Consider the following 24,117-nt stretch of genomic DNA (forward strand, 5'->3'; position numbering starts at 1 on the left):
CTTAGGCGTGAATCGGTAACCCGTCCACGGCGAGCGCCGCTTCTTGGAATGCTTCGCTCAGTGCCGGGTGCGGGTGGACGAGCTGACCCATCTCCCAAGCCGTCGCGTTCAAGACGAGGGCGAGCCCGCCTTCCGTGATCAGTTCTGTCGCTTTTGGTCCGACGATGTGCACTCCGAGCAGGTCGTCAGTGCCCGAATCTGAGATCAGCTTGACGAATCCGTCGGCTTGTCCTTCGATCCGGGCTTTCCCGAGACCGTTGAAACGGTATGTCCCCGTCTTGACAACGTGTCCCGCTGCTTTTGCCGCCTCTTCGGTCAATCCGACCGATGCGACTTCGGGTACACCGTACACACAGCGCGGGATGACGTTGTAGTCGAGCGGTGTCGGTTCTTGACCGAGAATCGCTTCGACCGCTTTGACACCTTCAGCTGACGCGACGTGGGCGAGCTGGAGTTTTCCGATGCAGTCGCCGATCGCAAAAATGTGACGCTCTTTCGTCCGATATTGCGAGTCGACTTGGATGACGCCGTTCTCGACGATGATCGACGTGTTCTGCAGCCCGAGGTCTTCCGTATTCGCGATCCGACCGATCGAGACGAGCACACAGTCGACCGTAAGTTGTTCGTCACCGACCGCGAGCGCGACATCGTCCGCTGACACGGTCGTGCGTTCCGGGTCGACCGTCACATTTTTCTTCACACGCACGCCGCGCTTCTTGAGCAGTCGCTCGACTTCTCGCGAGACGGCCTTGTCTTCGAGCGGTAACAGACGTTCGCCGACCTCGATCAGCGTCACGTCGACATCGAGGTCGATCAGCATCGATGCCCATTCGACGCCGATGACGCCGCCTCCGATGATGGCGATGGACGTCGGTAACTGCTCGAACCGGAGCAAGTCGTCTGAATTGAGGATGCGCTCATGATCGAACGGCAACCCTGGGAGCTCCCGGGGGATCGATCCCGTCGCGATGATCAACTGGTTCGGCAACAACAGCTCCGACTCGCCGGTTTCATCCTCGACCGCGACCGTTCCCGGTTGGGGCGAGAAGATGCTCGGTCCGAGGATCGAGGCTTTGCCACGGAACACTTCGATTTTTCCTTGCTTCATCAAGTGCTCGATGCCTTTCTCAAGGCCGGAGACGAGCTCTCGTTTGAACGTTTGTGCCCGTGCCATGTTGAACGTGACCGCCCCGACTTCTACGCCATACGTTTCGCCATGTTTCGCCGTTTGATAGACGTGTGCTGCCTTCAAGAGCGCTTTTGTCGGGATGCAGCCTTTATGTAGACATGTCCCGCCTAGTTTTTCCGCCTCGACGATCGCGACGCGCTTACCGGCCTGCGCCGCTTTGATCGCGGCGACGTAACCACCAGGTCCGCCGCCGATGACGATGACATCAAATTCTCGTGCCATGTGTATCCCCCTCATATGCTTTTACAGCTTCTTCTTGCCGGATGATCCGGAGGGCCCCTTCCGTGAGCGCCTTCAATTCATCCTCACCCGGATAGACGTGGACGGGTGCCAAATAGCCGACCCGGTCTTTGATCTTCCCGGTCAGCCAATCCGAGTAGGCGATCCCGCCCGTCAAGATGATGGCATCGACGTTCCCTGACAGCGTGGCCCCGTGCTTGGAGATCTCTTGGGCGACTCGGTACGCCATCGTCTCATAGAGAAGTGCGGCCTTATCGTCACCTGCTGCCATCCGGTCTTCGATCTCGATGGCGTCGACCGTACCGAGATGCGCATATAACCCACCGCGACCGACGATTTTCTGTTTCATGTCGCCTTTATTATACCTGGTACTATAACATAGTTCTACTACCTGTCCAACAGGAATCGAGCCGGCTCGTTCCGGTGCGAGCGGACCGTCCCCGTCGAGTCCATTGTTCACATCGATGACGTTCCCGGACGCGTGCGCCCCGACCGTGATGCCGCCCCCGAGATGCGCGATAATCAAGTTGAGCTCGTTGTAATCGCTTCCATTTTCTGCTGCGAAGCGCTTGCCCACGGCTTTTTGATTCAAGGCGTGGAAGATGCTCCGTCGATTGATTTCTGGCATGCCCGTCGCTCGAGCGAGGTCATGCATCTCGTCGACGACTACCGGGTCGACGATAAAATTCGGTACTTGAAATAATTCTCCGAGCTTATGGGCGATCAAGCCGCCCAAGTTGGATGCGTGCACGCCGTAGCGCCCGCTCGTGAGATCTTCGCGCATGAGTTCATTGACAACATATGTCCCCGAAGTCATTGGGGCGAGCAGTCCGCCGCGACCGACAATCGCCGACAACGATTCGCCGGCGATGCCTGATTCAATTAACAAGTCCCGTACTTCTCGCTCCCGGTGAGGCAATTGTTCCGGGAGTGACAATCCTGTGACATCTTCTCCGTGGCGGACCGTTTTCGACAAAATTTCGTCTGAGCCCTCAAATAAACCGACTTTCGTTGACGTCGATCCCGGGTTGATCGCTAGAACGAGTTGTCTCGTCATGTTAGCGCCCACCTAACAGGCTCTTTTCGACTTTCAAGAACTGGCTGCGCGAACGCGACATCATCTGGATACGCTCTTCGGCCATCTTCTCTGCCGCGACGTGAGTCGGTACCCCGTCCCGTTCAGCGATTTCGAACACACGTTGCATGTTGTCATAAATCAAGTCGACTTTCTTCATGGCCCGCTCGCGGTTGTACCCTTCGAGCTCATCGGCCACGTTGATGACACCGCCTGCATTGATGACGAAGTCAGGTGCGTACAGAATACCTCGCTCCTCTAACACATCGCCGTGACGGTCTTCAGCGAGTTGGTTGTTGGCCGCACCGGCCACGATTTGAGCTTTCAGTTGCGGGATCGTCGCATCGTTGATGACCGCACCGAGCGCACATGGCGCGAAGATGTCACACTCAACCGCATAAATCTCATCCGGTTTGACGACTGTCGCCCCAAAGTCCGTCTCGGCCCGTTTGAGCGCGTCTTCGTTAATGTCCGTGACGATCAGATGCGCGCCTTCCTCATGCAAGTGGCGGCACAAGTTATAGGCGACGTTCCCGACACCTTGGACGGCGACCGTCTTGCCGGCGAGCGAGTCGGAACCGAACTTCCACTTCGCGGCCGCCTTCATGCCGCGATAGACACCGTACGCAGTAACAGGAGACGGGTTGCCGCTCGAGCCGAACGCCGGGCTGACGCCCGTCACGTAGTCGGTCTCCATATGGATGAAGTCCATATCGGCGACGGTCGTGTTGACGTCTTCAGCCGTGATGTAGCGACCGCTGAGCGACTGGACGTAGCGGCCAAAGGCACGGAACAATGCTTCCGATTTGTCCGTCTTCGCGTTCCCGATGATGACGGCTTTTCCGCCGCCGAGGTTGAGTCCCGCCGCCGCATTCTTGTACGTCATCCCTTTGGCGAGACGTAGCACGTCTGTGAGCGCCTCTTCTTCTGATGTATAATTCCACATCCGCAGTCCGCCGAGGGCTGGTCCGAGCGTCGTATCATGAATCGCGATGATCGCTTTCAAGCCTGATGCTTGATCTTGGCAAAATACGATCTGCTCATAGTCTTCAGCCTGCAATACGTCAAAAATTCGAAAGCGTGGTTCCATGTTTGTTTCCATCATTTTTTATTCCTCCTGAGTCATCAGTTATTTTTTAGCGTGCAATAGGGCGAACGCGAGCGAATAAAGTTTCGCCTCGGCCGTGTCGGCCCGGCTTGTCAAGACGACGGGGGCACTGGCCCCGACGACGATCGCCGCGACGCTGGCCCCGGCGAAGTACATGATCGATTTATAAAGGACGTTGCCGACCTCTATGTATGGAACGAGCAATAAGTCGGCTTGTCCGGCCACTTCACTAGCGATCCCTTTTTGTTTGGCGGCAATCATGTCGACTGCGTTGTCGAGTGCGAGCGGTCCGTCGACGACGCAACCCTTGATTTGACCGCGCCGGTTCATCTGGGCAAGGAGTGCGGCGTCCATCGTCGCGGTCATTTGCGGATTGACCACTTCAACTGCCGCGATGGCAGCGACACGCGGCAACTCGTAACCGATGTCTCGCATCGCGCCGACCGCGTTATGAATGATATCGACTTTTTCTTCGAGCGTCGGAGCGATATGGATTGCCGCGTCGGTCACACCGATCAACCGCTCCCGATTTGGAATTTGGAACAAGGCGACGTGGCTTAGCGTCCGGCTCGTCCTGAGTCCCGACTCCCGGCTGAGCACCGCCTTCATAAAGACCGAGGTCGACACCATTCCTTTCATGAGAACATCAGCCTCGCCGTTTCGAACCGCAAGTGTCGCTCGTTTGGCGATATCGGCTTCTCCCTTGACGTGCAAAATATCGATTGTCGACTCGGCAATGTCATGTTCATCACACAAGCGTTTAATTTCCCGGGCGTCACCGAATAGGATAAATCGTGACAATCCATGGTCGGTCGCAAGCTTGACGGCGCGGATCACTTCCACGTCGGCCGCCCCGGCAATCGACACGGTACATCCATCTAACCGTTTTGCCCGTTCGAGCATCCTGTCAAAGTTCATCGTTGTCCCCCCCTAACCTGTCTACACTTTATATTATGCAAGTTTGTTTCCATTTTTGAAAGCGCTTTAAACAAGAGGTCACCCTGCAATATATTACACAGTAAGCAAAATTATGCATGCATATTACTGCAGACGTTCAAGTTTATTATACAGCGTCCGGATCGAGATGTGTAACCGCCGCGCTGCTTCTGATTTGTTCCCGTCCGCTTCAGCGATCGCCCGGTCGATCAAATCTCGTTCATAGCGAGCGACGGCGTCTTGAAGCGATACGGCTTCGACTGATCGCGCCGTGACGGTCCGTGTCGATAGTTGAAGGTGATGGGGAGCGATCCATTGCTCAGAACTCGCCATATAAATCATCGCCCGGCCGATCACATTCTCAAGCTCACGGACGTTCCCTTTCCAGTATTGACTCTTTAATAGTTCAATCGCAGCTTGATCGACCCCGTGGACGAGTCGACCGTACTCTTGATTCAGTTTACGGATGATCCGCTCGCAAAGCGGCTCGATCTCTTCAAGTCGGTCACGGAGCGGTGGGATGTGGATCGGCATCCGGTTGATCCGATAATATAAATCCTCACGAAACGTCCCGTCCGCCACTTTCTGTTCTAAGTTCGCGTTCGTCGCCGCGATGATCCGGACATCGACCGGGATCGCGTTCGTGCCCCCGACTCGAACGATTTCATGTTCTTGGAGGACACGGAGCAGCTTGACTTGAACGTCGACCGGGAGTTCGCCAATCTCGTCTAAAAACAAAGATCCGCCGTCCGCCTCCTCGAAATAGCCGACTTTCCCGCCGCGCCTTGCCCCGCTGAACGCACCGTCCTCATACCCGAACAGTTCGCTCTCTAACAGCGTCGGCGAGATGGCTGCACAGTTGACCCGGACAAACTTTTTAAACTTCCGCGGCGATTCGCCGTGAATGGCGTGGGCGAACAGTTCTTTTCCGGTGCCGGACTCGCCGCGTATGAGCACGGTGACCGGCGTGAGCGCCGCTAGGCGGGCTTGTTCGATGACAAAGCGCATCGCTTCGCTCGTCGCAATGATATCTGTAAATTGATATTTCGCCTCCAAGTTGCGAATCCGCGTCTTCGCTTCCTTCAACTCATCACGCAACGCCCGAATTTGTGACACGTCGCGAATGACGCCGACGGAACCACGCAGTTTCCCTTCGACCACAATCGGTTCGGCGTTGACGAGGATGTCTCGGCGCGTCGCCCCGATCTGCATCCGAATATCACGTACGCCTTGACCGGTCGATAACACTTTCAAGTGCACGCTCTCCTGCATTCCAATGTCGGCCGTCGCCGGTTTATCAACGACATCTTCTTTTTTAAATCCGGTCAAGCGGGTATAGGACGGATTGATTAAAATCGTATTCCCGTTATGGTCGGCGACCGAGATCGCCTCGCTCGTACAGTCGATGATCGCTTCGAGCATCTGTTGGTTCTGCTTCAGCCGCTCGACGACGATCCGAATAAACTCGCCTGGCAGCACGACCGCCTCCGAAAAATGGTCCTTCAGTTCAACGAACGTCTCGCTCTGTCCGGTCGTCTCGATCACAAAGTCGACTTTTTTGTCGGCACACGCGCGCCAATCGCTCGAAGTCTGGATCCCCCAACTCCGTGCAAGCTTCAATCCCTCTGCCTCTATGTCCGAGTCGATGACGGCAGCGACGGTGACAAGTGGGGAATCAAGGAGCATCTTGAGCACCTCGGTCCCGCCTTTCCCCGCTCCGACAATCAACAATCGTTTATTCATTTTTAAAATCCCCCATTTTCCTAATCTATATTCATGCTACTCAACCGCCTTCCTTTTCGCAACTCTTCGAAAAAGGCAGTGTCTCCGCTCTCGTTTTCTGTTAAAATAATGAATGGAAAAGGAGGAGATACTATGCGTGTGATCGCGCTTCTGATCCTAATCATCCCAGGCCTATTCGGTGTTTACGGCATCAAACTTTTACGTGACAGCTTCTTTTTAAAAACGAGTGCCCCATTCACATGGATCGAGTCGGTTGCTGCAGCATCGATGTTGCAAGGAACGTTCGGTCTGTTACTGGCAATGGGCGGTATCGGTTTCGTTGCAGGATATATCTTTAATCGCGACAAGAAGACAGGAAAAGTCCCACGAATAGATTCTTGAACACAAAAAAAAGGTTCCCTAACTTGACTTCATTTCAAGTGCGGAACCTTTTTATTCATATTGAATTGTGATCACTACGGATGATCTCCTTTCATACTTGCTATACTGCTTTGACATGAGATCCAATGGTCTTCTTAATGAAGAAGTTTGAAAGAAATTAGTAACTGCCGTCTTGCGTGAACGGAAACGTACTCATTCGAGTTACTAACAAATGTTCATCGGGTCATGTCCAACCATCCATTGTGAAGTCGAACGCTTGCCATTGAGATGTTCAACGATTGACAACACTCCTTTTGGTCAACTGAACGATTCGTTTTACCCTGACATGGGTCCCTAGCTTCGAACCGATGTCGGAATCGTCTCGCAAATGAGCGAATGTCGCGACCTCTCGTCGGAACAATAACGATTTGAGATGTCGTTCGCACCTCTGAGCTATTAACGGATAGCGAGCCGAGATGATTTCTTGCTCTAACCTGTTCCGGAACATGTTAGAAAGCGTTCATCTGACGCTCGTCCAAGTAACTTGGTACACCTTTATTATAACAAGAGTCATCAAAAATGCAAGCGCTTTCTTTATAAAACAGAAAAGAAATCAGGGGGATTCCCCTGACTCCTTCACTGTTGTTTGAACGATTGGTACGTTACGAAATACGAAATAAATTCTGAGTTTTTCGGGCTGCGCTCCCGCTCTGGACGACCGTCAAACATCTCGTGATCCCGCATCCCGTTTTCCCAAGCCGTCTTAATCGCGTGACGCATCGCCCGCTCGACCCGAGACGACGTCGTCTCATGTTCTTTGGCAATCATCGGATACAATTCCTTTGTGATCAACCCTAAAAGTTCTTGCCGCTCCCTCACATAGACGACCGCTTGGCGGATATACTTAAATCCTTTGATCCGCGGCGAGATGCCGAGCTGTTGCAACAAGAGCGAGATGTCGAGTTCTTCTGGCGACATCGGCTCGAATTCGCGGCTTGAACCCGCAGCCAGCTCGCGGATTTTAGAGATCAGTTGTTGAATGTTGAACGGTTTGACCAAGAAATAAGAAGCACCCAGTTGAACGGCTTGTTTCGTGACTTCATCTTTTCCGAAAGCGCTGAGCATGATCACTTCCGGCTTCGTGTGCGGCAAGTCTACTTGAAGCCGTTCTAGCACACCGATCCCGTCAAGATGCGGCATGATGATATCTAGCAGTAGCACGTCCGGCTGGTGTGTCTTGACGACGTCTAGGCATGCTTCGCCGTCGAAAGCGGTCCCTACGACTTTCAAGTCGGACTCGGACTCAAGTTGTCGAGTCAACAAGTCGACGATTTCACGATTGTCGTCCGCAATGCATAATGTAATCAATTAAGACACTCCTTCGATAAACTTCCGTTTTAATTGGAGGGACATATCAAGCAGCTCCTCCACATGCTGTTTCGTCAAATCGGTCATTTGCGCACCGGCAATCATTCTTCCGAGTTCATCGATGCGGTCCTCATGGCTAAGCGCGGCGACGTTTGTCTTCGTCCGTTCGTCCGTCTCGGTCTTCGTAATATACAAGTGATGATCCGCCATGGCGGCCACTTGGGCCAAATGCGTGATACAAAGCACTTGTGAACCGACCGACAAGCGGAAGATCTTCTCTCCCATCGCTTGGGCAACCCGCCCCGAGACACCCGTATCGACTTCGTCAAAAATAATTGACGCGACACCGACCGTCCTTGAGAAAATCGATTTTAACGCGAGCATGACCCGTGACAGCTCTCCGCCTGAGGCGACTTTCGCTAGCGGCTTGAACGGCTCTCCGACGTTCGTCATCATATAGAATTCGACTTGATCGAGCCCGTCCGCCTTGCACGACACTTCTTTGAATCGGACCTCAAATTTCGTCTTCTCCATATAGAGCTCTTTCAACTCACGCTGAATTGCCTTCTCAAGCTCGCCGGCTGCTCGTTTCCTTGCTGCCGACAACTCGAGGCCGGCCGAACGCATCAAATGTTCGAGCCTGTCGAGACGATCTGTTATTTCTTGAAGATGTTCTTCCCGATTTGTCATCGTTTTTAACTCTTCTGTGATTTTTTCTCCGTACGTGATGACGTCGTCAATCGTCGCCCCGTATTTCCGTTTCAATTGTTGGAACAACGCGAGGCGCGTTTCAATCTCATCGAGCCGGATCGGATCAAATTCAAGCGAATCGAGTTGGTCGCGCAATTGGAACTTGGCGTCTTCAAGCAGGAAGTATGCGTTCGAGATCATCTCGGCCATCGGCGCAAGTGATGCCGTGAGCGCCGAACCTTCTTCCATCTCCCGCATCGCGATGCCGATTTGATCAATCCCTTTCCCCTCGTCCGCAACGGCGTCGTAAGACAAGCGGACGTGCTGATGAATCCGTTCAAAGTTTGCAAGTTCGTTCCGTTCTTCAGTCAACGCCTGCTCTTCCCCGACTTTGAGCTCGGCCGCGTCGATTTCATTCGTTTGAAACGATAATAAGTCCATTCGTTGGGCCAATTCCTGCTCGCTCTGACTGAGTCGTTTCAGTTCATCAGCGACACGTTTCCAATCGGTGTACGTCTCGTGATAACGCGCTAACAACGGGGCCAAATCCGTTTCGCCGAAACTGTCCAATATGCCGAGATGATGCTCGGCATCCATCAAATGTTGATGCTCGTGTTGTCCATGAATATCGACCAAGAGACGTCCCAACTCACGCAACGTCGACAGCGGCATCATTTTGCCGTTGACACGACACACACTCTTGCCGCTACTATGTAAATCACGGCGCAAAATGACGGTCCCTTCCTCGATCTCGATTCCGTACTGCGTCGCCGCCTCGATGATCAAATGATCGGGTTCGACGACGAACAGCCCTTCGATTTCCGCTTTATCTTGACCGTAACGCACGAATTCACTCGAACCCCGTCCACCGACGAGCAGTCCGATCGCATCCAAGAGAATTGATTTTCCCGCCCCGGTCTCCCCGGTCAATACGGTCATCCCGCGCTTGAACGTGACGTTCAATTCATCGATGATCGCAAATTGTTTGATCGATAGTTCTGCTAACATCCGATAATTCACCTCATAACATTCCGAGTAGTCGTTCGATGATTTGTTTCGCTTGGTCCTCATCCCGCGCAATCATCAAGATCGTATCATCCCCGCACACTGTCCCGATCAATTCATCCCATGACAGGTGGTCAATCAAGACGCCGATCGCGTCCGCATTACCAGGCAACACCTTCATGACGACCAAGTTTTGGGCCGAGTCGACTGAGACGAAGCTGTCGCCGAGTATCCGTTTCATCTTGCCATACGGGTTGAAGCGCTGGTCGGCCGGCAGACTATACTTATAGCGGCCGTCGTTGAGCGGCACCTTGACGAGATGAAGTTCTTTAATGTCACGCGACACCGTCGCTTGCGTCACTGGGTAACCAGACCGATGGAGTTCGTCCACGAGTTCATCTTGGGTCTCAATTTCACGATTCGTAACGATTTCTCGAATTTTAATCAATCGCTGTCCTTTGTTCATACGCCCTGACACCTCATTTTTCGTTTCACATATACAGTATCATTCTAAAGTATTGACGAAAAAAGGTCTACCATTCCAAGGTTGAAAAGGAAAGATATGGTGAGCAACCACCTTTAAAAACAGCTGCAGACAAATCGTCTGCAGCTGTTCATACGGTTTTCTTCAGTTGAGTATGTGCCTTGTCGATGACCGCTGACACGTCGAGAGCTGGTTCGACCCCACCGATCCCCGTGTAACGGGCGAACAGCAAGAATTCGATATTGCCGTCACCGCCAGTGATCGGCGAGAAGTCGAGCCCTTCGACCCAGAACCCTTCAGATGCGAAGTAGCGGACCATCTCATTGACGACGCGTTCATGAATCGACCGGTCCCGAACGATGCCTTTTTTACCGACATCCGCTTTACCGGCCTCAAATTGAGGCTTGATGAGCGCCATGACGACACCGTCCGGTTTTAAAATTTGTTTTAACGGCGGAATCATCAGCCGAAGCGAGATGAACGAGACGTCAATCGTCGCAAAGTCGGGTTGAATCGGGAACTGCTCGTTCGTTGCGTGCCGAAAGTTCATCCGTTCCATGACGACGACACGTTCGTCGCTCCGAAGCTTCCAAGCCAACTGATTGTAACCGACGTCGACCGCATACATTTGCGTCGCCCCGTTTTGAAGGGCACAGTCGGTGAAACCACCCGTCGACGAGCCGATATCAATCCCGATACGTCCGGAGACGTCGAGCGGGAACACTTGGAGTGCTTTTTCAAGCTTTAATCCGCCACGGCCGACGTAAGGCATCGTCTGCCCTTTGACTTCGAGCGGGATGTCGTCAAACACTTTATCGCCGGCTTTATCGAGCCGCTCCGTCCCGCTGTATACGATTCCGGCCATGACGGCCCGTTTCGCTTTCTCTCTCGTCTCCGCTAACCCGCGATCGACGAGCAATACATCTAATCTTGTTTTATTTCGTTTTTCCATAATTCCTCACACATTCTGTCGATTTGTCATTTGAATGAACTGCTCTACCGATTCCGCGATTTGAGACGGTCTGAGTCCGATCTCTTCTAGCAGTTGATTGACCGCGCCATGTTCAATATAACGGTCCGGAATCCCTAGACGAAGGACGCGCGGGAACTGTCTCGCATCACTCGCATGCTCGAGCACGCTGCTTCCGAATCCTCCGGCAAGAACGGCCTCTTCGAGCGTGACGAGCGGGATGCCTTCCTCATAGAGTGCGGTAAGCATCGCATCGTCGAGCGGTTTGATCGTACGGCAGTTGATGACCCGTACGCTCCGTTGTCCTTCGAGGAGCGTTCTCACTTCTAGCGCATCTTGCACTTGCGGCCCGAACGTCAAGATGGCCACGTCCGTCCCGTCAGCCACGACTTCCCACTCATCGAGCGGAAGTTCACGCAACGTCTCACTCATCGGGGTACCGATGCCTTCTCCGCGCGGGAACCGCACAGCGATCGGTCCATCATCATATTTTAACGCCGTGTAGACGAGATGTTGCAATTCTTCCTCATCTTTCGCCATCAAAATCCGAATGTTTGGCACATGGCGCATGAAGGCGATATCGAACACGCCTTGGTGCGTCTCCCCGTCGGCGCCGACAAGGCCCGACCGGTCAATCGTGAAGACGACGTTCAAGTTTTGGCGGCAAATATCGTGTACGAGCTGATCATAGGCGCGCTGGAAGAACGTCGAATAGATTGAAACGACCGGTTTGAGACCTTGTGTCGCTTGACCTCCGGCGAGCGTGACCGCATGTTGCTCGGCGATGCCGACGTCAAACATGCGTTCCGGGAATTGCTTGTTGAAACAGTCCAGTTTCGAACCGACGCTCATCGCTGGCGTGATCAACGTCACACGCTCATCCGTCTCCGCGACTTTCGTGATCGTTTCGGCAACGACTTTTGAATAGCTCGGTCCTTTGACTTTCCCTTTAATGACTTCACCAGATTCAATCTTGTACGGTCCGAGACCGTGCCACGTCCCGATGCCATCTAGTTCGGCCGGACGATAGCCTTTGCCTTTTTTCGTGATGACATGGACGAGTACCGGTCCATCAATTTTTTTCGCATACTCGAGTGTCTCGAGCAAATCTTTCAAATCGTGACCGTCCGTCGGTCCGAAGTAAGTGAAGCCAAGTTCTTCGAAGAACGTACCCGGTATGAGTGCCGACTTCAACATGTCCTTGACTCGTTCGCCACTGCGTTCGAGCGAACTTCCGACAATCGGGATGTGCTTGATGAGCGCTTCGACTTCCTCGCGGGCATGCTTCAGTTTACGTGACGCCCGCATCCGGCCGAGCATATTATGCATCGCCCCGACGTTTGGCGCGATCGACATTTCATTGTCATTTAAAATGACGATGACGTTTTGTTTCTCGGCCCCGATGTGATTGAGTGCTTCGAGCGCCATTCCGCCCGTGAGAGCACCGTCTCCGATGATGGCGATGGCGCGATCATCCGCTCGCCCTTTTAGCTCGTTGGCGATGGCAATCCCCATTGCCGCCGACAACGAGGTCGAACTGTGCCCCGTCTCCCATACATCGTGCTCGCTCTCACAGCGCTTCGGGAACCCACATAAGCCATTATACTGGCGAAGCGTGTCGAACTGGTTCGTCCGTCCCGTTAAAATTTTGTGGACATAGGCTTGATGCCCCACGTCCCATACGAGTTGATCTTTCGGACTGTCAAATACACGGTGTAAGGCAAGCGTCAACTCGACAACGCCGAGGTTCGGTCCGAGATGCCCTCCCGTTTCTGCCAATTTTTCAATCAAGAACCGTCTGATGTCTGCGCCAAGCGCTTCGATCTCGGTCACCGACATTTTCTTTAAAAATGACGGGTCTTGAATGGATGTCAGGTCCATGATGACCATCCTTTCTCCTGTCGTATTACTGATTCGTACCTTACATTTTACAAGAATGTGTCCATATATGCTATACATACAGAAAAACAAAGGTGACACGATGTGCTCATCGTGTCACCTAAAGTCAATGATTGCGTTTGACGACAAAATAAAGTAGCTCATGCAAACGAGGTGAAGCGACCGACAGTTCGGCGAGCGCAGCTTCAGCTTGCGCGACTTCTTGAGCGAGCGCTTGTTTCGCACCGTCAAGACCGAGCAGCTTCGGATACGTCGATTTATCGTTCCCTTCGTCCGAACCGACGCGTTTCCCGATCAACGCCTCATCGCCTTCGACGTCTAAAATGTCATCTTGGATTTGGAACGCAACACCGAGATGCGCTCCGAAACGCTTCAATGCCGCTTGGTCGCTTGCGGACGCATCGGCCAAAATCGCTCCTGCTTCGAGCGCATAGACGAGCAGCGCCCCGGTCTTGCGGGCATGAATCGACTGAAGCGTCTCTAGCGATACGTGTAGTCGTTTCTCGGCTAGCATGTCGTCTAGCTGTCCACCGACCATCCCGGCGCTACCGGCCGCCTCGCTGAACCGTGAAATCAAACTCACTAGTTTTTCAGGCGCGGCGTGCGTGCGGGTGATCACTTGAAATGCGTCCGTCAAGAGCGCATCGCCCGCAAGGATCGCGGTCGCTTCATCAAACTGGCGATGGTTCGTCGGACGGCCTCTGCGGACATCGTCGTCGTCCATCGCCGGCAAATCGTCATGAATGAGTGAATACGTATGTACCATCTCGAGTGCGACGGCGGCTTCGTGACCAATTTCAATCGGTCGGCCGTATGTATCGAGGACGGCGTACAGGAGGGCCGGACGAATCCGTTTCCCACCCGCCTCTAATGAATAGGTCATCGCTTCGAACAGTCGCTCCGGCATGGAAGCGTCGTCAACGAGACGACTCATCGCCTGTTCGACCGCACGTTTCCACTCATCGAGCATCAACTGACTCATACGGCGCCTCCTTTGTCACGGAGCGTACCGTCAAGTTCTAAAATTTCGTCCATTTTCTTTTCGGCAGCCGTCAATTTTGACTGACAAAGCGCCGACAGACGAACACCTTCCTCGTAGAGCGTCATCGCTTCTTCAAGCGCGACTTCTCCAGTCTCAAGTTTCGCCACGATGTCTTCGAGTCGGGCTAGCGCCGTCTCAAACGTCTGTTCTTCTTGTTTCTTCGCCATAATGTCTCTCCTTCACTTCCGCGACGGCGTGACCGTCTCGGAAACGGATCGTCACGACTCCGTCATGTAGTTGTTTGACATCTTTCACGTACGTCCCGTCTTGCTCGGTAAGCGTATAGCCTCGGGATAGGACCGCGAGCGGGCTGACCGCATGCAACCTGCCGACCTGCGCGGCAAAGCGTTCGGTCGGCCGTTCGAGCGGCCGAATCCGGTTCAGTCGTCCTTCAAATTGACGGTACCGTTCATCGTTCGTCCGCAGTGCCCGAGCCAAATTCCGGACATCGAGCCGCTGCTGCGATTGAGCGAGACGATGGCGGGCGAACGTCAGTTGTTTGGTGACACCTTGCTCGAGCCGGATCTCAGCCTGAGCGAACCGGTCCCGCTTTTGTGAGAGCGTGAACCGCGGCGACTTCAACCCGTAGCTGTTCGCCGCCCGTTCGAGCCGGTCGCGCACAGCTGTCATTTGATTCGTGACGGAACGCTGCAACTGCATCGTCAAACGCTCGACGTCTTTTCGCTGCGCATCGATCGTCGCCGTCGCAAGTTCCGCCGCAGCCGTCGGTGTGGCCGCACGTAAATCGGCGACAAAATCGGCAAGCGTGAAGTCGGTTTCGTGACCGACGGCCGAGATGACCGGAATCGTCGAGTTGTAAATCGCTTCAACGACGATATCTTCGTTGAACGCCCACAGTTCCTCGATCGAGCCGCCGCCCCGGCCGACGATCAAGACGTCACAGTCCGTCCGTTCGTTCATCCAGCGAATCGCACTCGCCACTTGCGGGGCCGCCAAGTCACCTTGGACGGCAACCGGGGCGAACGTGATGGCTACGTGTGGCGCCCGGCGCCGCAGTGTCGTCGCGATGTCGTGCAAGGCAGCACCTTTGGGGGACGTGATGATCCCGATTCGTTCAGGGAAGGCCGGGAGCGAACGCTTCCGGCCCGCGTCGAACCACCCCTTCGCTTCGAGTTCGCGTTTTCTCGCCTCGTAACGTTCAAACAATAGACCGACACCGTCTTGACGCATCAGTTCAACGTACAGCTGAACGTCACCCGTCGCCTCGTACATCGTCACGCGCGCGACGACGACGACGTTCATCCCGTCTGTCGGTTCGAACGTGAGCGTTCTGGCGTCACGTGAAAACATGACGGCTTTCATACGAGACGCCTCATCTTTCAACGTGAAATAGCAATGACCCGAAGCGTAACGTTTAAAGTTCGAGATCTCACCGACGACCGCGATTTGTTGTAAAATCGGATCGTCGTCAAGCTGTCGTTTGACGTAACGGACGACTTCGGACACTTGAATCGCATTAGCCACGCGAAGCGACCTCGACCGTGTTATGCATGAGCATCGTGATCGTCATCGGTCCGACGCCGCCAGGTACAGGCGTGATGGCGCTCGCCACGTCTTTGACACCTTCATAGTCGACGTCCCCGACGAGACGATTGTCGACACGGTTGACACCGACGTCGATGACGATCGCACCTGGTTTGACCATGTCGGCCGTGACGAGTCCGGCCCGTCCGACCGCGACGATCAAAATATCGGCCTGTCTCGTCATCGCTCCGAGGTCAGCCGTCTTCGAATGGCAATACGTGACAGTCGACGACTCGTTCAAAAACAGCATGCCGACCGGTTTGCCGACGATCTGACTTCTCCCGACGACGACGACATGCTTCCCGACGAGGTCGGTCTGCGTTTTGACGAGGTGTAAAATGCCATGCGGCGTGCACGGCAACAGCGTGTCAAGACCGAGCATCATCTTCCCGACGTTCTCTGGATGGAAGCCATCGACGTCTTTGTCTGGTGAAATTCGCATGATGACGCGCGATTCATCGATATGGTTCGGTAACGGGAGTTGGACGAGAATCCCATGTACCGCTTGATCTTCATTCAATAAATCAATCAGCTTCAGTAAATCCGCTTCGGTCATGTCATCATCAAATCGAAGTATTTGCGAGTCGATGCCAATCTCTTTGGCCGCTCGCTCTTTCCCGCGAACGTAACTGTGGCTCGCTGGGTCGTCCCCGATTAAAATGACTTTTAATTTCGGGGTGATACTGCGCGCCCGAAGAGCTGTCACCTGATCTTTCAACGTTTCCCGATACGATGCTGCGATTTGTTTCCCGTCGATCACTACTGCCATCTCTCTCATCCCCCGTTATGTTAGGTTTCTCTGTAGTTGGTGTGGTGTCTTCTCTGTTTATACTTACGCTTTAATGATGTTTCCGAGTACGCCGTTCACGAGTTTGGCCGCTTCTTCGTCAGCGAATGACTTAGCGAGTTCGACCGCTTCATTGATCGTGACTTTATCTGGAATCGTTTCGACATACAGCAATTCATATGTCGCCATCCGAAGAATCGTCCGCTCGACGTTGCCGAGTCGGTCAAGCCGCCAGTTCTTTAAGTTCTCGATGAGCAACGCGTCGATCTCGTCTTTCTTCTCCAACGTTTCAACGACGAGTTGCTCGTAGAATGGATCTGTTTCCATGCCGTCGAGGGCAAATTCGATAGCCTCGTCTACCTCAAGTTTTGATACTTCGATTTGAAAAAGCGTTTGAATCGCTTTTTCCCGTGCTTCATGACGTTTCATTCAGATACTCTCCTTTTGCTTGCTTTCATCTTTAATCGGCAAGGATACCCCTACTTCAATCGTGCTCCGGGCACAGCCCGACGATAAGTGGGGGAGAAATTGCCGCCGGGACTGAATCACGCATGTCCGTTTTGGCAGACAACGTCGCTATCGATACCGGCCTCATCTCTTGCCCATCCTCTCCGGTTGTTCGTTTGTAAACTGTTCTCTACGGGAAAAAAATATTATCTCTAGTGAAAGGCGGTGAACCCAATGTCCACCATCACTGCGAAGGTCCAACTCTTCGTCCCGCCCCCTCAAGCGGCTATCCTGAGGGCAACGATGGACGCATACCGGTCGGCTTGTGACTAGCTGTCGGGACACGTCTTCGAGACGAGGGACCTGAACCAGGCGAGCCTCAACGACTCGCACTATGCCGAGCTCCGGCAACGGTTCGGCCTGAAGAGCCAGATGGCCCAGTCGGTCATGAAGACGGTGATCGTTCGGTACAAGTCGGCGAAGTCGAACGGGCACGCGTGGTCCCGTGTGGAGTTCAAGCGTCCCGAATACGACCTCGTCTGGAACCGCGACTACTCGCTCACCCAGGACCGGTTCAGCGTGAACACGCTGGACGGACGGATCAAGCTGGACTATGCGCGTAAGGGCATGAGGCAGTACTTCAACGGAACGTGGCGGTTCGGCACAGCCAAACTGGTGCACAAACACGAGAAATGGTTCCTACACATCCCCGTGACGAAGACGTTCCCCGAACTCGACGACGCTTGCGTCACAAACATCGTCGGTGTGGACCTCGGCATCAACTTCCTGGCGGTCACGTACGACAGCCAGGGCGAGACCACCTTCTACGACGGAAGAATGGTGAAGCACAAGCGAGGCACGTTTAAAGCCACCCGCGAACAGCTCCAACGACGGCAGACCCCATCGGCCCGCAAGCGGCTGAGACAGCTCGGCTCGAGAGAAAACCGTTATGTGACCGATGTGAACCATCAGGTCACGAAGGCACTCGTCGACCGATACCCGAGGGGCACGCTGTTCGTGTTGGAGGACCTGACCGGCATCCATGCCGCCACAGAGAAGGTGCGGGCGAGAAACCGCTACGTCTCCGTGTCGTGGGCGTTCTACCAGTTCCGTCGCATGCTCGAGTACAAGGCCGCACTGAACGGTCAGAAGGTGATCGTCGTCGACCCGAGACACACCTCCCAGACCTGTCCGACATGCGGGCACACCGAGAAGGCGAACCGGGACAAGAAGCTGCACACGTTCCAATGCAAGAACTGCCGGTACCGATCGAATGATGACCGCGTCGGCGCGATGAACCTGCATCGGAAAGGCATCGAACACATCGGTACAGGTGCCACGGGAGCATGACCCCCATGGAAGGGGCGAGGTCAACCGTCCCGATGTTCCGCCACGCGAAGGTAGGAGGCGCATGAGCGCCGTCCGCACTACCGGGCAGGAACGAGCGTAACCGTACTCTACGAGGGTAGAGGCGCCGTCGAGTCCTCGATGGACGCAAGCCCCCACCTCAAACGGACCGTCAAGGCGTTAAGTGGCGGGTTGTTGACTGTGATAGTTTAGCATAAAGCACTCACAAATTCAGTACAAAAAACAAGGAAGCCCGAAATAATGTTCGGGCTTCCTCGTTCGACTCATTTCGTCAGTATCATTTCTTTTTCGACAAATTTCGTGTCGAACGCACCGTTACGGAAATGTTCGTGCGCCATGACTTGTTGATGGAACGGAATCGTCGTATGAATACCCGACACCGTGAACTCGTCAAGGGCACGGAGCATCTTCGCAATCGCTTCCTCGCGAGTAGGGGCGTGGACGATCAACTTCGCCACCATCGAGTCATAGAACGGCGGGATGACGGCACCTGCGTATAAGCCGCTGTCGACCCGTACCCCCATTCCTCCTGGAACGATATATTGATCGATCTTGCCGGCCATCGGACGGAAGTCGGTGAACGGGTCTTCGGCGTTAATGCGGCATTCGATCGAATGACCGCTAAAGACGATATCGGCCTGTGAGATGGCGAGCGGATGCCCGAGCGCGACTTCAAGTTGCGCTTGGACGAGATCAAAGCCGGTGATCATCTCCGTGACCGGATGCTCGACTTGGATTCGCGTGTTCATTTCCATAAAGTAAAACTCGTTCGATTCAGGGACATAAATAAACTCGATCGTCCCGGCGCCCGAATATTGGATCGCTTTCGCCGCTTTGACGGCCGCTTCTCCCATCGCTTGACGCGTCGCCTCGTCGATCGCAGGCGACGGGGCCTCCTCGATCAGTTTCTGCATCCGGCGTTGGATCGTGCAGTCTCGTTCTCCTAAATGAATGACGTTCCCGTACTGGTCAGCGAGCACTTGCACCTCGACGTGACGGAACGATTCGATATATTTCTCTAAATAGACGTCACCGTTCCCAAAGGCTTGCTTCGCTTCTTTACGGGTCGCGACGAGTCCTTTGATGAGCTCTTCTTCGTCGAAAGCGACACGAATCCCGCGTCCGCCGCCTCCGGCCGTCGCCTTGATGATGACCGGATAACCGATTTCTCGGGCGAGTTCAATCGCCTCATCGTCCGTCACGACACCGCTCGATCCCGGGACGACAGGCACACCTGACTCGATCATCGTCCGCTTCGCTTCATCTTTAATGCCCATCTTCCGAATCGCATAGCTGCTCGGACCGACGAACTGGATCCCGCACGCTTCGCTCATCTCGGCGAACTCGGCATTTTCTGCCAAAAATCCATACCCAGGATGGATCATCGTCGCATCGACCGCACAAGCGACCGACAAGATGTTCGGGATATTCAAATAAGAGTCTTTCGACGGGTTCGGTCCGATACAATACGCCTCGTCCGCGAGACGAACGTGCAACGCCTCACGATCTGCCTCCGAAAAGACGGCGACTGTCGGGATATTCATTTCTTTGGCTGCCCGAATGATTCGTACCGCGATCTCGCCGCGGTTTGCAATGAGTAATTTCATAGCACCCTCACTTCACGCTAAAGAGCGCTTGGCCATATTCGACTAGATCGCCGTCGGCGACGAGGATTTCAACGACTTCCCCGCTGATTTCGGCCTCGACATCGTTGAACAGTTTCATCGCTTCTAATATACAGACGACCTGACCCATCTCGACACGGTCGCCTACTTTGACGTATGTGTCTTTATCCGGGGCCGGGCGTGAATAAAACGTTCCGACCATCGGAGATGTGATGGTACGTAAGTTGCTCACTTCCGCTTGAGGCGCTTCGCTCTCTTCTACGGCTGGTACAGATAACGGAGCAGTACTCGGTTGAGCAAGCGGTGTGCTCGCGACGATTTGCTGCGCCGTTTCTTTTTTTAATGACAGTTTGAACTCGGACGTCTCGAGCTCCATCTCATGGATAGACGTCTGGTCGAGCAGTTCAATCAGCTCTTTAATATGATCGATTTGCATGAAATAAACCCCCTATTTATACCTGGTACTAATCTCTACTCTACTATAACTGGTCAGACCAGTGAATGCAACGACAAAAAAAGTGCCCATTCGTTTGAATGGACACTGCTCGTATTACCCGTTATAACGTCCCATGAAGTCGCCGGTACGTGTGTCGACCGTTACTTTTTCACCTGGCTCGATGAAGAGCGGGACTTGAATGATATGGCCTGTCTCGACCGTAGCGTTCTTTTTGACGTTCGACGCCGTATCCCCTTTAACACCTGGGTCAGCTTCTGTGATCGTCAAGACGACCGTCGTCGGAAGCTCGATCCCGAGGATCTCACCGTTATAATCAGCGATGCTCACTTCCATGTTCTCGAGCATGAACGGAAGCGCCGCTTTCACTTGCTCGCCCGTCAATTCGAGCTGCTCATATGACTCCGTATCCATGAAGACGTACGTGTCGCCCATCGGATACAAATACTGCATTTTTTTACGTTCGATGTGAGCGCGTTCGACCCGCTCGCCGCCCCGGAACGTCGTCTCTTGAATCGCACCAGAACGTAAGTTGCGCATTTTTGTACGAACGAACGCTGCGCCTTTACCTGGTTTGACGTGTTGGAACTCGATGACTTGCCAAATCGAACCATCTGATGTTTTGACTGTTAATCCTGTCTTTAAATCGTTTACTGATACCATATTGATTTCCTCCTAAAAATGAGCTGAGACTCAAGCCTCGATCGTGATTAACTCTTTTGGCGACTGCGTGAGACGGACATTTCCATCCTTCGTGATGACGACATCATCTTCGATGCGGCAGCCACCGATGCCGGCGATGTAGATCCCTGGCTCGATTGTGACGACCATCCCAGGTTCGAGCACCGTGTCAGACCGGAATGACAACCCTGGCGCCTCATGTACTTCCATTCCGAGTCCGTGACCGGTTGAGTGGCCGAAGTACTCGCCGTACCCGGCTTCTTTGATGACGTCACGCGTCAACGCGTCAGCCTCGATGCCAGTGATGCCGGCCCGAGTCCCTTCCACGCCTGCCAGTTGGGCACGTAACACCGTGTCATAAATTTCGCGCAATTTGTCTGAGATCTCGCCGACTGCGAGCGTGCGCGTAATATCCGAACAGTACCCTTTGTAGTACGCTCCAAAGTCGAGCGTCACGAGTTCACCGGCTTCGATGACTTTGTCACTGGCCACACCGTGCGGCAATGCCGAACGATGACCAGAAGCGACGATCATATCGAATGAAGACGAATCCGCACCTTGGCCGCGCATGAACATCTCCAACTCATTGGCGACTTCTTTCTCAGTGCGTCCCGGGCGAATGAACGTCTGGATGTGGGCAAACGCCGCATCAGCAATCGCCGCAGCTTCCTTCATTATCTTAATCTCTGCCTCGTCCTTAATCAAGCGCAGCTTTTCCACGATTCCTGACGTCTCGACCAGTTCAGCCGCTACCTCTTTTTCATAAGTCCGATACGTCCCGACCGTCATGTCATCTTGTTCGATCCCGAGACGCTTCACCCCTTCTCGGCTCGCGATGTCAGACACCGAATTGATGAGCGATGTTTCGAGCTCGATGATGTCATAACCGGTTACTTGGCTAGCTGCCTGCTCGGTATAGCGGAAGTCCGTGATGAAACTCGCCGCCTTCGCTGTGATCAAAATGACCCCACTCGACCCGGTAAACCCAGACAAGTAACGAATGTTCTCTCGTTTCGTCACGAGCAATCCATCGATCCCGTTCATTTCTAACTGAGCTTGTAGCTTGTTGACGCGTTCAATCATGTCGATTCCTCCAATGTTCGATGAGTGCATGCAACGCGAGCGTATAGCTCGTCAATCCGAAGCCGCTGATGACGCCGAGGCAGACACCGGCAAGTTTCGATTCGTGACGAAACGACTCACGGGCATGCACGTTCGAGATATGTACTTCGACGACCGGGGCTGAAATAGCGGCAATCGCGTCCCGCAATGCAATCGACGTATGCGTATACGCCCCGGCGTTCAAGATGACGCCCGCGTAATCATACGCCTCATGCAACGCATCGATCAGCTCACCTTCATGATTGGACTGGATGAACGTGAGACGAACATCTCCCGGTGCTTCGAGCAACAGTTCTGCCGTCAAGCCTTTCAGCGAGACATCCCCGTACACATCCGGTTCCCGTCTACCTAGCAAGTTCAAATTCGGTCCGTTCAAGACAAGTATATGCACAAGCCTTCCCCCTCATTCGTCAAGTCTTTCTTATTGTAACAAATTTATGCGACGAGCGATAATCGCGTCACCTGAGGTTTCGTTTTTCGATCGAATCACGTTATAATTCAACTATATACTTGTCAGAATCGAGGAGAACCTATGAAAAATAAAAAGTTGATCCCCGTCGGCGGTCAAGCACTCGTCGAAGGCGTCATGTTCCAAGGACGCACCGAGAGCGCCTCGGCCATCCGGCGTAAAGACGGATCGATCGAGACGTTCAAACAGCCTCGACTCCTCGTCCCGTGGGTCCAATCGTTGAAAAAAGTCCCGTTCCTTCGCGGCATCGTCGCTTTATACGAGTCGTTAAAGAACGGATCGGCCCACATGAACTTCGCGAGCGATCGCTATGACGTCGACCCGAGCGAAGACGTCACGGAGAAACCAGAGCAGAAGCAAAACATCCTCATGGTCATCATGATCGCCATCGTCGGTGTCATTTCTTACATCTTCGGAAAATTGATCTTCAACGTCACCCCGGCGCTCCTTGCCGCTATGTTCCAAAACGTGCCCGCACTGTCCGGTCACGTGATTCAAAACCTGCTCGAAGGGGGAATTAAACTAGTATTACTGCTCAGCTACCTATACTTGATTTCATTGACCCCGCTCATCAGACGCGTCTTCCAATATCATGGCGCCGAGCATAAAGTTATCAACTGCTACGAATCCGGACGACCGATCACCGTTGATAACGTCCGTTCAAGCTCACGCCTCCACTATCGGTGTGGTTCAAGCTTCATCCTGTTCACCGTTTTTGTCGGCATCGGCGTCTATATGGTCGTCCCGATCGACCCACTTTGGGTCCGGCTCGTCAGCCGGATCGCGCTGTTGCCGGTCGTCATCGGCATCTCGTTCGAGGTGCTTCAATTCACCAATCGCTTCCGGGAGCATCGGTTTTTATCCGTGCTCGGTAAACCAGGACTTTCATTGCAACTATTAACGACGCGAGAACCGAACGACGAACAGATTCGCGTCGCCATCGAAGCGTTCGAGACGTGGGAACGTTCCGAACTCGGTCAACCGGACGTCCAAAGAGAGGGATAAAGAGGAGGAAAACACCATGATCAGACAAAGAATCGGCTCGACCGCGGCGACCATCGTGTTCATCTTAGGCTTCATCGGAGTCGGACATACGTTAGCGACCGATCCTGGTCGATTGTTCAGACAGCTACTCTTCATCGGTATTTTCGGGTTAATCTTTTACGTGATTTACCGGGTCTTCATGGCTCCTAAAATTTCGGCCGAGGACGTGCGTTACCGGAAGACCGCACAAGCGTCGAAAAAACGGATGGCGCGACCGGGCAATGGCCAAAAAGTCAAACCTTCCGCAGCGGCCGCTAAGAAAAAGAACACCAAATCAGGCTCGAACGTGACCAAACTGTCGAAGCGCACGAGCGTCCATCGCAGCGACGCCCCTCACCTGACCGTCATCGAAGGGAAAAAGGGCAAGAAGAAAAAGAAAGCGAACATGTAAAAGGAGCGCCTCTCGAGGCGCTCCTTTTAGTCTGTCTCGACAAATCCGATATACGGTAAGTTGCGGTATTGTTCC

Annotated in this window: 23 protein-coding genes and 1 pseudogene; 4 read left to right on the forward strand and 20 right to left on the reverse strand. The window is 53.7% G+C overall.

What is annotated here, in order from left to right:
- Position 1: 1 nt before the first annotated feature.
- The 5 genes from lpdA to A6395_RS02260 all read right to left on the reverse strand — a co-directional run bounded on the left by lpdA (position 2) and on the right by A6395_RS02260 (position 6,291).
- Complete coding sequence (gene lpdA, locus A6395_RS02240) at positions 2-1,411, reverse strand: dihydrolipoyl dehydrogenase (protein WP_071397707.1); 1,410 nt, start codon at positions 1,409-1,411, stop codon at positions 2-4.
- Positions 1,395-2,486 (reverse strand): butyrate kinase, encoded by a 1,092-nt coding sequence (buk, locus tag A6395_RS02245; protein WP_071397708.1) that lies wholly within the window; start codon positions 2,484-2,486, stop codon positions 1,395-1,397. The genes lpdA and buk overlap by 17 nt, the downstream gene beginning before the upstream one ends.
- Before the next feature lies 1 nt (position 2,487).
- Positions 2,488-3,609: a Glu/Leu/Phe/Val family dehydrogenase gene (locus A6395_RS02250; protein WP_070327065.1), complete on the reverse strand. Its 1,122-nt coding sequence runs from the start codon at positions 3,607-3,609 to the stop codon at positions 2,488-2,490.
- Positions 3,610-3,633: 24 nt separating this feature from the next.
- Entirely contained in the window at positions 3,634-4,530 is an 897-nt protein-coding gene (yqiS, locus tag A6395_RS02255) for a phosphate butyryltransferase (RefSeq protein WP_070327064.1), read from the reverse strand.
- 123 nt (positions 4,531-4,653) lie between these two features.
- Positions 4,654-6,291: a sigma 54-interacting transcriptional regulator gene (locus A6395_RS02260; protein WP_071397709.1), complete on the reverse strand. Its 1,638-nt coding sequence runs from the start codon at positions 6,289-6,291 to the stop codon at positions 4,654-4,656.
- A 132-nt stretch (positions 6,292-6,423) separates the two neighbouring features.
- On the opposite strand from A6395_RS02260, the gene A6395_RS02265 reads away from it, so the two are divergent.
- Entirely contained in the window at positions 6,424-6,672 is a 249-nt protein-coding gene (locus tag A6395_RS02265) for a DUF2627 domain-containing protein (protein WP_016510497.1), read from the forward strand.
- 615 nt (positions 6,673-7,287) lie between these two features.
- Here A6395_RS02265 and spo0A read toward each other — a convergent pair.
- The 10 genes from spo0A to nusB all read right to left on the reverse strand — a co-directional run bounded on the left by spo0A (position 7,288) and on the right by nusB (position 16,870).
- Positions 7,288-8,019, reverse strand: a complete 732-nt coding sequence (spo0A, locus tag A6395_RS02270; protein ID WP_084812906.1) for a sporulation transcription factor Spo0A — start codon at positions 8,017-8,019, stop codon at positions 7,288-7,290.
- Positions 8,020-9,717: a DNA repair protein RecN gene (gene recN / locus A6395_RS02275; protein ID WP_070327062.1), complete on the reverse strand. Its 1,698-nt coding sequence runs from the start codon at positions 9,715-9,717 to the stop codon at positions 8,020-8,022.
- Positions 9,718-9,730: 13 nt separating this feature from the next.
- Complete coding sequence (ahrC, locus tag A6395_RS02280) at positions 9,731-10,180, reverse strand: transcriptional regulator AhrC/ArgR (RefSeq protein WP_016510386.1); 450 nt, start codon at positions 10,178-10,180, stop codon at positions 9,731-9,733.
- A gap of 148 nt (positions 10,181-10,328) precedes the next feature.
- Positions 10,329-11,150, reverse strand: a complete 822-nt coding sequence (locus tag A6395_RS02285; protein WP_070327061.1) for a TlyA family RNA methyltransferase — start codon at positions 11,148-11,150, stop codon at positions 10,329-10,331.
- A gap of 6 nt (positions 11,151-11,156) precedes the next feature.
- Entirely contained in the window at positions 11,157-13,049 is a 1,893-nt protein-coding gene (dxs, locus tag A6395_RS02290; protein WP_071397720.1) for a 1-deoxy-D-xylulose-5-phosphate synthase, read from the reverse strand.
- 124 nt (positions 13,050-13,173) lie between these two features.
- Positions 13,174-14,049 (reverse strand): polyprenyl synthetase family protein, encoded by an 876-nt coding sequence (locus A6395_RS02295; protein ID WP_071397710.1) that lies wholly within the window; start codon positions 14,047-14,049, stop codon positions 13,174-13,176.
- Positions 14,046-14,276, reverse strand: a complete 231-nt coding sequence (gene xseB / locus A6395_RS02300; RefSeq protein WP_016510387.1) for an exodeoxyribonuclease VII small subunit — start codon at positions 14,274-14,276, stop codon at positions 14,046-14,048. Before xseB ends, A6395_RS02295 begins: the two co-directional genes overlap by 4 nt.
- The gene (gene xseA, locus A6395_RS02305; RefSeq protein ID WP_071397711.1) at positions 14,245-15,594 is read right to left on the reverse strand and encodes an exodeoxyribonuclease VII large subunit; all 1,350 of its coding nucleotides are present in this window, start codon (positions 15,592-15,594) and stop codon (positions 14,245-14,247) included. The genes xseB and xseA overlap by 32 nt, the downstream gene beginning before the upstream one ends.
- Positions 15,587-16,423 (reverse strand): bifunctional methylenetetrahydrofolate dehydrogenase/methenyltetrahydrofolate cyclohydrolase, encoded by an 837-nt coding sequence (locus A6395_RS02310; protein ID WP_071397712.1) that lies wholly within the window; start codon positions 16,421-16,423, stop codon positions 15,587-15,589. The genes xseA and A6395_RS02310 overlap by 8 nt, the downstream gene beginning before the upstream one ends.
- Before the next feature lie 63 nt (positions 16,424-16,486).
- A complete protein-coding gene (gene nusB, locus A6395_RS02315) occupies positions 16,487-16,870 on the reverse strand; it encodes a transcription antitermination factor NusB (protein WP_071397713.1) in 384 nt (127 codons plus the stop codon).
- Positions 16,871-17,122: 252 nt separating this feature from the next.
- On the opposite strand from nusB, the pseudogene A6395_RS02320 reads away from it, so the two are divergent.
- Positions 17,123-18,238, forward strand: a pseudogene (locus A6395_RS02320) (RNA-guided endonuclease InsQ/TnpB family protein).
- A 281-nt stretch (positions 18,239-18,519) separates the two neighbouring features.
- On the opposite strand, the gene accC reads toward A6395_RS02320, so the two are convergent.
- The 5 genes from accC to aroQ all read right to left on the reverse strand — a co-directional run bounded on the left by accC (position 18,520) and on the right by aroQ (position 22,529).
- Positions 18,520-19,863, reverse strand: coding sequence for an acetyl-CoA carboxylase biotin carboxylase subunit (gene accC / locus A6395_RS02325; RefSeq protein ID WP_071397714.1), 1,344 nt, complete (start codon positions 19,861-19,863; stop codon positions 18,520-18,522).
- Between the two features lie 7 nt (positions 19,864-19,870).
- On the reverse strand, positions 19,871-20,317 hold the full coding sequence (gene accB, locus A6395_RS02330) for an acetyl-CoA carboxylase biotin carboxyl carrier protein (RefSeq protein ID WP_071397715.1): 447 nt from the start codon (positions 20,315-20,317) through the stop codon (positions 19,871-19,873).
- Positions 20,318-20,431: 114 nt separating this feature from the next.
- Positions 20,432-20,998, reverse strand: a complete 567-nt coding sequence (efp, locus tag A6395_RS02335; RefSeq protein WP_070327053.1) for an elongation factor P — start codon at positions 20,996-20,998, stop codon at positions 20,432-20,434.
- A gap of 30 nt (positions 20,999-21,028) precedes the next feature.
- Positions 21,029-22,096 carry a M24 family metallopeptidase gene (locus tag A6395_RS02340; protein ID WP_071397721.1) on the reverse strand — a complete coding sequence of 356 codons (1,068 nt, stop codon included), beginning with the start codon at positions 22,094-22,096 and terminating at the stop codon, positions 21,029-21,031.
- Entirely contained in the window at positions 22,092-22,529 is a 438-nt protein-coding gene (gene aroQ, locus A6395_RS02345) for a type II 3-dehydroquinate dehydratase (protein WP_070327052.1), read from the reverse strand. The genes A6395_RS02340 and aroQ overlap by 5 nt, the downstream gene beginning before the upstream one ends.
- 141 nt (positions 22,530-22,670) lie before the next feature.
- On the opposite strand from aroQ, the gene A6395_RS02350 reads away from it, so the two are divergent.
- Both A6395_RS02350 and A6395_RS02355 read left to right on the forward strand, forming a co-directional pair.
- Positions 22,671-23,612 carry a DUF1385 domain-containing protein gene (locus tag A6395_RS02350; RefSeq protein WP_071397716.1) on the forward strand — a complete coding sequence of 314 codons (942 nt, stop codon included), beginning with the start codon at positions 22,671-22,673 and terminating at the stop codon, positions 23,610-23,612.
- A gap of 16 nt (positions 23,613-23,628) precedes the next feature.
- Entirely contained in the window at positions 23,629-24,042 is a 414-nt protein-coding gene (locus A6395_RS02355; protein ID WP_071397717.1) for an SA1362 family protein, read from the forward strand.
- The last annotated feature ends 75 nt before the right edge of the window (positions 24,043-24,117 follow it).

Source organism: Exiguobacterium sp. SH31, from assembly GCF_001816105.1.
Lineage (GTDB): Bacteria > Bacillota > Bacilli > Exiguobacteriales > Exiguobacteriaceae > Exiguobacterium > Exiguobacterium aurantiacum_A.